12 protein-coding genes are annotated in these 13,202 nt (G+C 57.1%); 1 reads left to right on the top strand and 11 read right to left on the bottom strand.

Going from position 1 to position 13,202, the window contains the following annotated elements:
• Positions 1-100: 100 nt before the first annotated feature.
• The 11 genes from WLY71_RS25895 to WLY71_RS25845 all read right to left on the bottom strand — a co-directional run bounded on the left by WLY71_RS25895 (position 101) and on the right by WLY71_RS25845 (position 12,739).
• Complete coding sequence (locus WLY71_RS25895) at positions 101-1,573, bottom strand: mannitol dehydrogenase family protein (RefSeq protein ID WP_347805808.1); 1,473 nt, start codon at positions 1,571-1,573, stop codon at positions 101-103.
• Between the two features lie 15 nt (positions 1,574-1,588).
• Positions 1,589-2,692 carry an ABC transporter ATP-binding protein gene (locus WLY71_RS25890; protein ID WP_347805807.1) on the bottom strand — a complete coding sequence of 368 codons (1,104 nt, stop codon included), beginning with the start codon at positions 2,690-2,692 and terminating at the stop codon, positions 1,589-1,591.
• Between the two features lie 33 nt (positions 2,693-2,725).
• The gene (locus tag WLY71_RS25885) at positions 2,726-3,556 is read right to left on the bottom strand and encodes a carbohydrate ABC transporter permease (RefSeq protein WP_046047128.1); all 831 of its coding nucleotides are present in this window, start codon (positions 3,554-3,556) and stop codon (positions 2,726-2,728) included.
• A gap of 10 nt (positions 3,557-3,566) precedes the next feature.
• Positions 3,567-4,466 (bottom strand): carbohydrate ABC transporter permease, encoded by a 900-nt coding sequence (locus WLY71_RS25880; protein ID WP_347805809.1) that lies wholly within the window; start codon positions 4,464-4,466, stop codon positions 3,567-3,569.
• 169 nt (positions 4,467-4,635) lie between these two features.
• A complete protein-coding gene (locus WLY71_RS25875; protein ID WP_347805806.1) occupies positions 4,636-5,946 on the bottom strand; it encodes an ABC transporter substrate-binding protein in 1,311 nt (436 codons plus the stop codon).
• Between the two features lie 228 nt (positions 5,947-6,174).
• The gene (locus tag WLY71_RS25870; protein WP_347805805.1) at positions 6,175-7,080 is read right to left on the bottom strand and encodes an AraC family transcriptional regulator; all 906 of its coding nucleotides are present in this window, start codon (positions 7,078-7,080) and stop codon (positions 6,175-6,177) included.
• 79 nt (positions 7,081-7,159) lie between these two features.
• Entirely contained in the window at positions 7,160-8,041 is an 882-nt protein-coding gene (locus tag WLY71_RS25865) for a phosphatidylinositol-specific phospholipase C domain-containing protein (protein WP_347805804.1), read from the bottom strand.
• Between the two features lie 190 nt (positions 8,042-8,231).
• Complete coding sequence (locus tag WLY71_RS25860; RefSeq protein ID WP_347805803.1) at positions 8,232-9,095, bottom strand: phosphatidylinositol-specific phospholipase C domain-containing protein; 864 nt, start codon at positions 9,093-9,095, stop codon at positions 8,232-8,234.
• A gap of 149 nt (positions 9,096-9,244) precedes the next feature.
• A complete protein-coding gene (locus WLY71_RS25855) occupies positions 9,245-10,540 on the bottom strand; it encodes a glycosyltransferase (protein ID WP_347805802.1) in 1,296 nt (431 codons plus the stop codon).
• Between the two features lie 168 nt (positions 10,541-10,708).
• Positions 10,709-12,214, bottom strand: a complete 1,506-nt coding sequence (locus tag WLY71_RS25850; protein WP_347805801.1) for a PhoPQ-activated protein PqaA family protein — start codon at positions 12,212-12,214, stop codon at positions 10,709-10,711.
• A gap of 165 nt (positions 12,215-12,379) precedes the next feature.
• The gene (locus WLY71_RS25845; protein WP_347805800.1) at positions 12,380-12,739 is read right to left on the bottom strand and encodes a response regulator; all 360 of its coding nucleotides are present in this window, start codon (positions 12,737-12,739) and stop codon (positions 12,380-12,382) included.
• 263 nt (positions 12,740-13,002) lie between these two features.
• Here WLY71_RS25845 and WLY71_RS25840 point away from each other — a divergent pair.
• The coding region (locus tag WLY71_RS25840; protein WP_347805799.1) for a hypothetical protein at positions 13,003-13,202 on the top strand (200 nt) is incomplete at its 3' end.

The raw sequence follows: 13,202 nt of genomic DNA, 5'->3' as shown, positions 1-13,202 counted from the left end.
CTCCCACAGTGGTCAGCGGTGGAACATAGATTTGTGAACGACATTGATCCCTGTGGGAGCGGGCTTGCCCGCGATGGCGATAGCAGCTTCGCCTCAGGAATTACGCCAATACCCGCTCAAGGGTTTTTGTCACCCCTACACCCCGCAAGCTGTTACAGCACCACTCAAACGCCGCCACAAACTCGGGCGAATGCGGGATCGCCGTACCAAAAATCTCCTCAACCGCCAGCAACCGCTGCGTGATCAACGCATCATCCGCCACCAGCGCCTGACAAAACGCCGCACGCGGATCAGGAATGCTGTAGGTATCGCCATTCTCGTCCACGCCCTTCAAGTACAACGCCCAAGCGGCCACCACCAATGCCGCACGCGTCGTCTCTCGTCCATCAGCAATCAATCGATTGATCGTCGGCACCGTGAACTTCGGAAACTTCGACGAACCGTCCGAACACACGCGCTCCAGCTGATCGGCAATCGCCTGGTTGGAGAAGCGCGCCTCCAGGGTGTTTTTGTACTCGGTCAGGTCAATCCCCGGCACGGGTGAGAGTTGCGGGGTCACGTCCAGGTCCATGTAGGCACGCATGTAGCGCACGAACAGCGGGTCGTTCATGGTTTCGTGAACGAAGCGGTAACCCTTCAAAAAACCCAGATAAGTGAGTGCGAGGTGACTGCCGTTGAGCAGTTTGATTTTCATCTCTTCGTAGGGCGTGACGTCGTCAGTGAACTGCACGCCGACCTTTTCCCAGGCCGGACGACCATTGACGAACTTGTCTTCCAGCACCCACTGCACAAACGGTTCACAGACCACCGGCCAAGCGTCGTCGATAGCGTGTTTATCGTGCAGTTGCAGCTTGTGTTCGGTGCTGGTCATCGGCGTGATGCGGTCGACCATGGCATTGGGGAAACTCACGTTGGTGGCGATCCAGTTCCCCAGCTCAGCATCGCGCAGGGCGGCGAATGCCAGTAACGCTTTGCGAGTGACCGCGCCGTTGTGCGGCAGGTTATCGCAGGACATCAAGGTGAACGCAGGCGTGCCGGCTGCACGACGTTTGGCCAGCGCGGCGCAGAGAAAACCGAACACGGTTTTCGGTGCGCTCGGGTGTGCCAGATCGTGCTGGATCTGCGGCAGTTGGGCCATGAACTCGCCGTTGCTGTCGTCGATGCAGTAGCCGCCTTCGGTAATGGTCAGCGAAACGATGCGGATCTCGGGGCTGGCGAGTTTGTCGATCAGCGCTTGCGCACCGTCTTCGGCCAGCAGCATGTCGCGAATCGCGCCAATGACCCGGACTTCGGTGTCGTCGGTATCGCCCAGCTCGAACAGGGTGAAGAGGTAATCCTGCTCTTTGAGATCGTCCCGGACGCGGCGGTCTTCGGCGCGCAGGCCGACGCCGCAAATCGCCCAGTCCAGGCCTTCGCCGGTATTCATCAACGCATCGGTGTAATACGCCTGATGGGCGCGGTGGAAACCGCCGACACCGATGTGCGCGATGCCTTGGCGGGTGTCGCTCAGGGCGTAGGCGGGCAGGACCACCTCGGGGGCGAGGCGATTGAGGTTCTGTTTATTGAGTTTCATCACAAGGTCTCGAAATCAGGCTGCAGCGCGTAGTGGGCGGGTCAGCGCCACACCGTCGGCATCGAATAAATGGCAGTGTTCGGCGTCCAGGTGCAGGCTCAGCGTCTCGCCGTAACGGCTGGCAAGGTCGCCGCGAACCCGCATGGTCAGCGCTTCGCCGGACGAGGTCACCACGTGGCAAAAGGTATCGCTGCCCAGGCGTTCGCTGACATCCGCCGTGACCTGCAAGGTGCAGTCGCCGGTTTGTGCGAGATTCAGGTGCTCCGGGCGAATGCCCAGGGTTACCGCGCCACCGATGCTCAGATTGGCACCGCTCAGCGGCAACGTGATGCGGGTGCCGGCGTCCAGCAGCACTTCGCAGCTCTGGCTTTCGACGCGGGTGACTTTGCCCTTGAGGAAACCCATTTTCGGCGTGCCCAGGAACCCGGCGACAAACAGATTGGCCGGCTGGTGATACAGATCCAGAGGCGAGCCGACTTGTTCGACTTTGCCGCCATTGAGTACGACAACCTTGTCGGCCATGGTCATGGCTTCGACCTGGTCGTGGGTTACGTAGATCATCGTGGCTTGCAGTTCTTTGTGCAGTCGCAACAGTTCCAGGCGCATCTGCACCCGCAGGGCGGCGTCGAGGTTGGACAGTGGCTCGTCGAACAGGAAGATTTTCGGATTGCGCACGATGGCGCGGCCGATGGCCACGCGCTGACGCTGACCGCCGGACAACTGTTTCGGTTTACGTTCGAGCATCGGCCCGAGTTCGAGGATGCGCGCCGCTTCGCCGACTTTCTTCTCGACTTCGGCTTTCGGTACGCCGGCCAGGTCGAGGGCAAACGACATGTTTTTGCGCACGCTCATGTGCGGGTACAGGGCGTAGGTCTGGAACACCATCGCCAGGTCGCGCTTGGCCGGGCTGACTTCGGTGATGTCGCGGCCATCGAGTTCGATGGAGCCGCCGCTGACTTCTTCCAGGCCGGCGATCAGTCGCAGCAACGTGGATTTGCCGCAGCCCGACGGGCCGACGAACACCACGAACTCGCAGTCGTTCACTTCCAGGTCGATGCCTCTGATGATGGAAAAGCCTTCGAAGCCTTTTTGCAGATTCTTGATTTTCAGGTTGGCCATGGTGGCGCTCCTTTTGTGCTTATTCTTTGAGGGCTATTTCACGGCGCCGAACGACAGGCCGCGGACCAATTGTTTCTGGCTGATCCAGCCGAAGATCAGGATCGGCGCGCAGGCCAGCGTCGACACCGCCGACAACTTGGCCCAGAACAGACCTTCGGGACTGGAGTACGAGGCGATCAATGCGGTCAACGGCGCGGCTTTCGACGAAGTCAGGTTCAAGGACCAGAACGCCTCGTTCCAGCACAGGATCAGCGACAGCAACACCGTGGACGCCAGGCCGCCCTTGGCGATCGGCAGCAGCACCCGGACCATTTCCTGCCACAGCGTGGCACCGTCGAGGCGCGCGGCTTCGAGGATGTCTTTGGGGATGTCTTTGAAGTAGGTGTAAATCATCCAGACCACGATCGGCAGGTTGATCAGCGTGTAGATCACGATCAGCGCGATGCGCGTATCGAGCAGGCCGAAACTCTTGGCCAGCAAGTAGATCGGCATCAGCACGCCCACCGGTGGCAGCATCTTGGTGGAGAGCATCCACAGCAGCGTGCCTTTGGTACGTTGGGTTTCGTAGAACGCCATCGAGTAGGCCGCCGGCACCGCGATCAGCAGGCATAGAGCGGTAGCGCTGAACGAAATCACCACCGAGTTCCAGGCGAAGCTGAAGTAATCGCTGCGCTCGTTGATGTGCAGGTAGTTCTCCAGCGTGGGCGTGAAGATGAACTGCGGCGGCGTGGCGAACGCATCGATTTCGGTTTTGAAACTGGTCATCACCATCCAGAAGATCGGGAAGAAGATCAGGATCGCGATGGCCCAGGCCAGGGTGCCGAGCAGCAGGCTTTGCAGACGGCGGGATTGTTGAAGGGTCATGGCGCAGGCCTCAGGCTTTGTCTGTCAGGTTTTTGCCGATCATGCGCACCAGCACGATGGCCGCGATGTTGGCGATCACCACCGCGATCAAGCCGCCGGCGGACGCCATGCCGACGTCGAACTGCACCAACGCCTGGTTGTAGATCAGGTAGGCGAGGTTGGTCGAGGCGTAGCCGGGGCCGCCGTTGGTGGTGGTGAATATTTCGGCGAACACCGAGAGCAGGAAGATGGTTTCGATCATGACCACTACGGCAATCGGCCGTGCTAGGTGCGGCAAGGTCAGGTGCCAGAAAATCGCGATCGGCCCGGCACCGTCGAGGCGCGCGGCTTCCTTCTGCTCCTGGTCGAGGGACTGCATGGCGGTCATCAGGATCAGGATCGCGAACGGCAGCCATTGCCAGGACACAATGATGATGATCGACAGCAGCGGGTAGTGCGCCAGCCAGTCCACCGGCTGCGCGCCGAACAGCTTCCAGACGTAGGCGAGAATCCCCGACACCGGATGGAAAATCAGGTTCTTCCAGATCAGCGCACCGACGGTGGGCATGATGAAAAACGGCGAGATCAGCATCACCCGTACGATGCCGCGACCGAGAAACTCACTGGCCTCCAGCAGCGCACTGATCAACACGCCGAACACCACGCTGATCAGCAGCACGCTGCCGACCAGCAACAAGGTGTTGGTGGCGCCGGGCAGGAAACCCGAGTCGCTGAGGAAGTAGCTGAAGTTCTCCAGCCCGACGAACTCGTTCTCGCCGGGGTAGAGCAGGTTGTAGCGGATCAGCGAGAAGTAAACGGTCATGCCCAGCGGCACGATCATCCACAGCAGCAACAACGCCACCGAGGGGCTGACCAGGAACCAGCCGGGGTTGGCCAACCGGCTTTTACTCACCGGTTGGGGAATGTCCATGTGAGCTTTGGCAGTTGAAATATTCATGGCGATAGAACCGATAAGGAACAGACAAATGAAGAACAACTGTGGGAGCGAGCTTGCTCGCGATAGCGATCGTTCAGCCGACATAGATGTTGAATGTCATGGCCTCATCGCGAGCAAGCTCGCTCCCACAGGGGGACGCGGGTTACTTGGGGTAACCGGCGCGCTTCATTTCACGTTCGGTGGTTGACTGGGCAGCGGTCAGGGCCTGGTCGACCGTGGTCTGGCCGATCAGCGCTGCCGAGAACAATTTGCCCACCTGGGTGCCCACGGCCTGGAATTCAGGAATGGTCACCAACTGGATGCCGATATACGGCACGGGCTTGAGGGTCGGCTTGCTCGGGTCCGCGGCTTTCAGCGATTCAAGGGTCACCTTGGCGAACGGCGCAGCCTTCATGTACTCATCGCTGTACGTCGAAGCGCGGGTACCTGGCGGTACGTTGGCAATACCGTCTTTCTCGGCAACCAACGCTCCATACTCTTTGGAAGTTGCCCAGGCGCTGAAGGTTTTCGCCGCGTCCTTGGCCTTGGAGCTGGTCGGAATTGCCAGCGCCCAGGAATACAACCAGGCCGAGCCCTTGTCTGTGGTCTCGTGCGGTGCGTAGGTGAAGCCGACGTGGTCGCTGACCTTGCTTTGGGTCTTATCGGTGACGAAGGAGCCGGCGACGCTGGCATCGACCCAGATGGCGCATTTGCCGCTGTTGAACAGCGCGAGGTTTTCGTTGAATCCGTTGCTCGACGCACCCGGCGGGCCGGATTTTTTCATGGTGTCGACGTAGAAGTTCAGCGCGTTTTTCCACTCGGGGCCGGTGAATTCAGGCTTCCACTGCTCATCGAACCAGCGCGCACCATAGGCATTGGCGACGGTGGTGATCAGCGCCATGTTCTCGCCCCAGCCGGCCTTGCCGCGCAGGCAGATGCCGTACTGTTCTTTATCCTTATTGGTGAGTTTGCTGGCGAATTCGCTGATCTGGGTCCAGGTCGGGTGCTCGGGCATGGTCAGCCCGGCTTCCTTGAACAGATCGGTGCGGAAATAGGTGATGGAGCTTTCGGCGTAGAAGGGCAAGGCATAGAGCGAACCCTTGACCGACAGGCCTTCACGCACCGATGGGAACACATCGTCGAGGGCGTAATTGGCCGGCAAGTCCTTCATCGGCTCCAGCCAACCTTTGGCGCCCCAGAGTGCGGCTTCGTACATGCCAATGGTCAGTACATCGAACTGTCCGCCCTGAGTGGCGATGTCGGTGGTCAGGCGTTGGCGCAGGACATTTTCTTCCAGCACCACCCAATTGAGCTTGATGTCCGGATGCTCGGCCTCGAAGGTTTTCGAGAGTTTTTGCATGCGGATCATGTCGCTGTTGTTGACGGTGGCGATGGTCAGGGTCTGGGCGCCGAGGCTGACGCTGCTGAGGGTCATGCAGGTGAGGGCAAGCAGAGCTTTTACAGAAGGTTGCATCGTGCACTCCTTTTCTGCACCCGGTGGGTTACAGAAGGACAGTTATTGTTTTTGTGTCTTCCTGCGGAGGGAAGAATGTGCACTGATTACAGCCTTCAATTGATGACGTGACAAATCATCCATCGCACTTGAATCGATACTATTTTGCACTGAGGTTTGGAGGGAGAGGTGCAGGGAACGGCTTTTTAGCGGTTAGACCCTATGGATTCCGTACAGGTTTTCAGGCGTTTAACCCAGGTTCTGCTCAGTCAACCGCTGCACCGCCAACCGCCGGTAATGCGACGGCGTCATGCCCTTGAGTTGCTGAAAGCGCCGATTGAAATTGGAAATATTGTTGAAGCCCGATTCGAAACACACATCGGTTACCGGTTTGTCACCGTCGGCCAACAGCTCACAGGATTTGCTGATGCGCAGTCGATTGACGAATTCGATGAAGCAGCGGCCGGTGGCCTGCTTGAACACTCGACTGAAGTAAGTCGGCTTCATGCCCAAGTGCTCGGCGACTTCCTCCAGCGGCAGTTCCCGAGCGTAATGCGCGAAGATGTAATCCACCGCCCGGTTGGTGCGATCGATATTGTGCTCGTCGGCCAATTGCGGTGTCGTAGCCCCGGACAGCAGCTGATAGTCGTCAGAGGCCGCCAGTAACTCCAGCAGAATGAAAAAGTGCCCGAGGCGCGTCACGCCTTTGGTGTCGGCGATGCGCTGCATCAAAGTCACGGCCTGGCGAATGGTGCGCTTGCAGCGAAACTCGATGCCGTACTGGGCGCGCTCCAACAGCGGCGCCAGCGTTTTGAGCTCGGCGAACACCAAGTGGCCGCTGTCGAATAACTCATCCGTGAAGTTGACCAGCATGTCGCGCTTGGGCACCACTTCGTCTTCGGCCACCTGGCTGATCCAGTTGTGGGGCAGGTTGGGGCCGGTGAGGAATAGCGATTCTGGATAGAAGTTACCGATGTAGTCACCAATGAACACTTTGCCGGAGCTGGCGACAATCAGGTGCAGTTCGTATTCCTTGTGAAAATGCCAGCGCACCAACGGGCAGGGAAAACCGTGCTGACGATAGATGATGGACAACCCGTTGTGGTCGTCCATCAGTTCGTAGGAGGGGTCTGTCACGCGGGCTGTTCGAGTCATGTCGGGGTGCTTTTCTTGTTATCGCTATCCGATCATGCCTCTTTTGGCGCCTGCTGTGCCAGCCTGCCGCGACTTTCGTTTATGCCGGCTTGTGCAACCTGTCTCCGTAAACCGCTTTCATGCTGGTGGCGCTCCAGCAGAAGCGGACAATATCCGCCTCGTCAAAGAAATCGGTGCTGATGATGCTGCAACGGGTGACCCAGTCGCGGGTGGTGTGGAACCAGTCGTTGATTTGGTTTTTGATGTGCTGCGGGCCACCCAACAGCGAATAGCACGTCGCCGGCAAAGACCAGAGAAATGTATCGTAAGGCGCCCCCACAAGGGTGGTCTGGATATGCGATTGCAGATCGCTGGTGTCGGTGAATGCCTCGCCGTTCCACTTGTGAGGTATTTGCGGCCAGAAATACTCACTGTCCAGCCCGGGCTTCGCCTGCGCTGCCATGACGCAGCGGCGCTGCGAGTTGGCGCGCTTGAGTTGGTCCACGGTACTGCGCGCATCCGAAGAGCGGATCAAGCGCGAGCCCAGGCCGCGCATCAGAAGATCATTGAGTTGTTGGTAGTCGAAAGGCTTCGCTGCATCCCCTAACTGGTGGAAGTCGAGGACGATGAATTCGTCCGGGTTTCGGTCGAGGAATGTCGTCACCGCGTCGATCAGTTCATCAAGAATGCGGTGGGACTGATAGCCGTTGTGATGGAAGTAAAACACCGGTACTACCGGGCCGGCGGTACAGCCAAGCCGGATATCGAACGCCCGTGCGCCGTTGGCCAGTTGCCAGGCAAATGAGTCGTTCTGGCACGTCGTCCAGTTGCCGACCACCACCTCATAGTTGGGCGCTTTTTTGTCCATGCCGGCGTTGTGCGTGCCCGGCCAGACGATGTCGGTCAGCCTCAACCGGCCGATATCCAGTACGTTGCTCATCCATTTCTGTTTGTCGAGTGTGGTTGCTGTATTGCGGGTCATGACAGTTCCTTGTCGTGATTCGCCCCATCCGTGGGGAAAAGAAGTTCATGTGTCGGATGTGGCTGGGTGCCACATCCGTATCACTCGCCTGAGACAAAAGGCTTTCATAACCCAGCATAGAAGTGCGTGGCAGTATTGCCAGTGTCGGAAACACGTACACAAGAATAGCTATTTGATGGCGCGGAAATTGTTAATTTCGCTTGCTCGCTTTCATCAGGTTTACCATTCGGCAATAAGAGACAATGTTGGACTCTTCAATAAAGTCGACATTGATGATGTTGCACTTTAACGCCCAGTCACTTTTCTTCGGGTCGAACCAGGAGTTAAGCTCATCATGAATGTCCACGGGGCCGCCGAGAGCGCTGTAACTGGTGGCGGAAAGCGACCACGGTGCCCATGTGCCTGGCGGGTATTTCAGCACATTAATAATGTGCTTTTCCAAATCTGCGGCATTGGTGATACCGCTGCCAGACCATTTGTGCCCGATCTGCTCGTGAAATACGTTTTGATCAAGCGCTCTGTGCCATGGTGCGGCGACTAAAATTCTTTGTGTAGAGCTGATTTGTTTGAGTTGACGAAGACTCAGAGACCGGTTTTTGGTGGGGATCATGCGACGGCCGAGAAAGAGCATCATCATGCTGTTGAAGTAAGCGAAATCAAACTGCTCCCCTTTCAGTTCATGAAAGTCCAGGATGATGAATTCGTTGGGGTTCTCCTGAAGAAATTTTTCCACGTCGGTTACAAGGTGCCCCAAGGTACGACCATTGCGGTAACCGTTGTGATGAATGCAGAATTTCCCGAGTCCCTGCGCGTCAGCGTCGTACATTAAACGGATATCGAGTGCTCGAGAGCCGTGGCTCAGCTGGGCATAAAACGATTGGTGCTGACAGGCGAGCCAGTGGGCACCTGGAATCAGCGGCCAGGATGCTTTCCAGTCGCTGCCCGCGTTATGGGTGCCTGGCAGCGTCAATTCGCAGAGCGACAATGTATCAATTGCCGGAGTAGCGGTCATCCAGTTGTTAAGTGTGTAATTATTCTGAGCAAAGTTGTCCATTTAATGCATCCTTGCATTGATTTATCAGGGGCGGGTAGTTGCGCCGAACTTAACTAATCAAGTTAGCGTTCGGCTCGGTATTTATAGAGATGGTATTAAGCTTGGTCAATAATAGTGATAATGCAAAATGTTTGTTATTAGGGTGAGTGTTATAGCGGATTTCGATTCTTTGCCTCAATCCATTGCGCCATGTATTGCGTGCTTTTGTGATGGTGATGACGCAACATGCTACCTGTAAAATTATCACTTCTAAGTTGCGTCAGGTGTTGTTGGCAGTACACCAGCTTTTCGATCAATGCCGGGCCATGTTCGGACTGTCGATAACGATCAGCCAGTAATGTCTGACCCAGGGATTGGGCGTCTGTCCAAAGTGTTTCATCCTTGTACAGCCGAACCGCGCAATCGGCGAACGCCTGTGCTGTGCTGGCTACCGCGCCGGGCCAGAGATGTTCGCCGTGCATCGCTTCTGCGCCGATTGGCGTTGTGATCGTGGGCGTGCCACACAACATGGCGTCGACAATCTTGCCTTTGATGCCGGCACCGAAGCGTAAGGGGGCCAGGCATATCCGCGCGCAAGACATGACTTCTAACGCATCTTCCGCCCAGTTCATCACATGAAACCCCTGGCCAGGGTTGTGCAACGCAGTCGCTTTGGGCGGTGTGTAAGCACCGTAAATGTGCAATTGAGCCGTTGGCAGTTGTGCGCGAATCAGCGGCCAGAGAGTGGTTTTCATCCAGAGCACCGCATCCCAGTTGGGCGCATGACGGAAGTTGCCGATGCTGAGAAAGTGCGCGCGGTCTTCAAAAGAAACCGGTGGCACGCTCGGTAGATCGACCATCAGCGGGCACCAGTGCAGCAAGTGGCGCGGCAGCTTGAATTGCTCGATCAGCAACTCGATCTCTACTTCGGAGATCATCAGATTCAAGTCGCAACGATAAATCGCTGCGATTTCCCGTTTGGCCAGATCGGTCTCGGCCATGAGTTCGAACTCTTCACGCAACGCCGGGGCGAACAAATCGTTGAAGTCATTGGCGTCGTCACTGGCCTTCAAACGCTCCTTGAGGCGTTGATGGCGGGCATCTCGCAGGCTTTGCAGGTCGGAGGTCTCAAGCACGCGCAAGGCATCGGGGCAGTGCTTCTCAACTCGCCAGCCGAACTGTTCTTCCATCATGAACCGATCGAACAGAACGATATCCGGGGCCAGTTCGCTGATGAACGTGTCGAAACTGCTGTTGTTCAATTCGATCGGGACTTCGCGAATGCCCAAGACCGTCAGGTCTGCCCGGTGTTCACCGGTGCCAGCCGGGCTACTGAACGTAATGTTCCAGCCTTGCTGCAAGAAGGTCTCGAGAATTTGCATCATGTGCCCACCGGCCGCTGAAGAACGGGGCTCGGGCCAGACGTAACCAATGACGAGGACTTTGGTTGCGCGGGGCTGGGTCATCGGTATTCCTTGAGACGGGTAATCGGGCAGGGGCGCAATTAAACCACAGCAAGCGTGGCATTGAACTGAACGCTCCGGTGTCAGGCGCAAGAAAATGGATGACCGAGAACAGTCAAGGAAACACGACAATCCCACAGAGCAAAAGGGTTGAGATTGTCGTGTCTTGATTTACTGACCCAGGGTGGCGGGTAGCGTTCTGCAAAACGCCTCATCGGCGGGTGGCGCCTGATTCGGATACGTATCCGGAAGAACCTTGACCATCGTCGTCTCGACAACGCCGTCCGCGTACTCAGCTTCGAAGAACTCTGCGGCCCAACCCACCTTGGGAGCACGGAGAGTCGCTTGGACGTCCATTGCGACCGGCAATGGTTTTGCGGTGTAGCGCACGCCGCAGTTGTACCGGAAGTCCCGGGCCTTTGGGTTGAGCGCTGTCCACTGAGTCGTCCTGATCGGCATTTCGGACAAGGTCAGGTGCAACTGGGTCGATGTGGCGTCCAGGCGTTGTTCCTGTGCCTTTAATCTCGGTGCGGTATTGCCGGTCTGCCGCCGCTTGATATAAGGAATCAGGTTCGCTTCAACAAACGCCCGCACATCGTGGGCGGAATTGGGAATGACCCGAAGTGTATTGTCACCCGGCAGGTCCGCAAGATACTGGCGTGAAGCATCCGGGATGAAGAAGTCATCGCCACTGGCGTTGACGATGTATTTCGGGATCTTCAAGCGGTCGGTGTAGCCGGACAGATTCCGATAGGTCATCGGATCTTCGACCTGCATCAGCTTCTTGAACGGCTCGGTCTTGCGTTGGGCGATCACACCTTGCAAGTAGTAGTCGATGTACGCCAGTGGCCAGTTACCGCCGTAGGTCAGAAACGTCTCGTCGAACACTTTGTCCGTGTTCAAGACGTCAATGACAAACGGCACGATGCTATCGACGCGTGAGTCCGCAAGGGCGGACAGCCATACTGCCCAACCGAGTTTCGACGCGCCGGTGGCAAGAAAACTCACCACCTGGCCTGGCTGCGTTTCCTTTTGCGCCAGGTCCATGGCCTTGACCAGCGCTTCCATCATCGGCACATGCAGCGACATAAAAGGCTGTTGTTCCGGGGCCTGCATGAATAGTTTCCAGCTGTGGGCAACGCTGCCATCTTCTGTGCGCGGCACGCCGTCATCGCTGTAGGTCAAATACTGGTTAGGGACATTGCTGACAGCCACTACGATCAAACCGGTTTGGCGGGCAATGTTGAGCAGTGTTTGCTGCGAAAAGTTGTTGGGTGCTCCCGGAGACTCACCGGGCAAAGGCTTGTTGACGCCGTCGTTGGCGACCAGCACGGCACGCGTACCCTTGACGTTGTCGGGAATGTACAGGTCGACTCCATGGGTCCAGTCTGCCGGAGCGACTTGACCGCCCTGACCCCAGGACTGTGACGTCAACTCGAAGCGCCGGATGTTGACGCCGGGCTGTTGCTCTTGTCCCTTACTGATGTAGCGCAGCGGTTGCGTCGCTTCGGCTTTGCGATAGCAGCTCAATACTTCGCTGAACGCCTGTCCGCTCTGTTCAAAGCAGTGCTGGGGATTGTCGGAAGAGGCTGACTGGCAACCATATCCGGCGATGAGCATCAGCAATAATCCGCTGACTTTCAAATAACGTGCGTAGCGTTGGGTTCGACTCGGCATGGACTCGGTTCCTTATGAGTGGGATCACCGGTCCAATCAAACGCCAGGCGGGCGGCCTTTTCTACTGTCAAACTTGACAGGTCAGAGCCCAAAAACGCCGAAAAATGCAGCCTTACGTCGGTTTATGCAGAAAAGTGGTGGGGCCAGGATGCCCAGCCAACTGTCTCAGGCCAGCATGCCTTTGACCTTGTCGCGCAACTGATCAATGGAAAACGGTTTACCAATCACGTGCATACCTTCGGGCACATCAATGCTTTCGGCATAGCCACTGGCAAACAGGATCGGCAACTCAGGGCGCAGCATCCGGGCCTGGTTGGCCAATTCACGGCCATCCATCACCGGCAAGCCGACGTCGGTCATCATCAAATCGATGTACTGGTCTTCATCGTTGAGGAATTCCAGCGCCTTTTCACTGCCATCGGCCTCAAGCACCTTGAACTCCAGCTCCTCCAGCACATCGACAATCAGCATGCGCACGATGTCATCGTCTTCGACTACAAGGATGATGGACGTGTTGGAGTACATAGTGGGGGGTTCTCAGAGGTTGAATTCGCGGTTGCCGGTCGATCGAAATCGCCGGGCTCTTGTTTGAGTAAGTGACGGAACCCGACAAGTTCCCAACGCCGTGGAAAAAAGAATAGCTGTACTCGTGCTGACAAGGATAACCGCTCCTTTGCGTTGGAGCAGTGGAATGTAGGATTTTGCGCGAAAACGCGTCAAAAAATTGGATCAATCCGCCGCTTTTGGGGCAAACTCCTTGGTTTTCAACAGCTCGACAAGGTTTCCCCATGACATCCGCGTCTTCGGTTGATGAGCAACGATTTCGTAAACTCCTGAGCCGCAACGTCAGCCTGCCGTTGGGTGTCGGCGTGCTCAGTGCAGTGTTCTTTGTCTCGCTGATCACTTACCTGCTGTCGGTGATCCAGTGGGTCGAGCACACCGACCGGGTGATCAATAACGCCAATGAAGCGGTCAAGCTGACCGTCGA

The sequence above is a fragment of the Pseudomonas rossensis genome (genome assembly GCF_039888995.1).
Taxonomy (GTDB): domain Bacteria; phylum Pseudomonadota; class Gammaproteobacteria; order Pseudomonadales; family Pseudomonadaceae; genus Aquipseudomonas; species Aquipseudomonas rossensis.
Note: the sequence above shows the minus strand (reverse complement) of the source record. Positions and strands in the feature narration are given on the sequence as shown.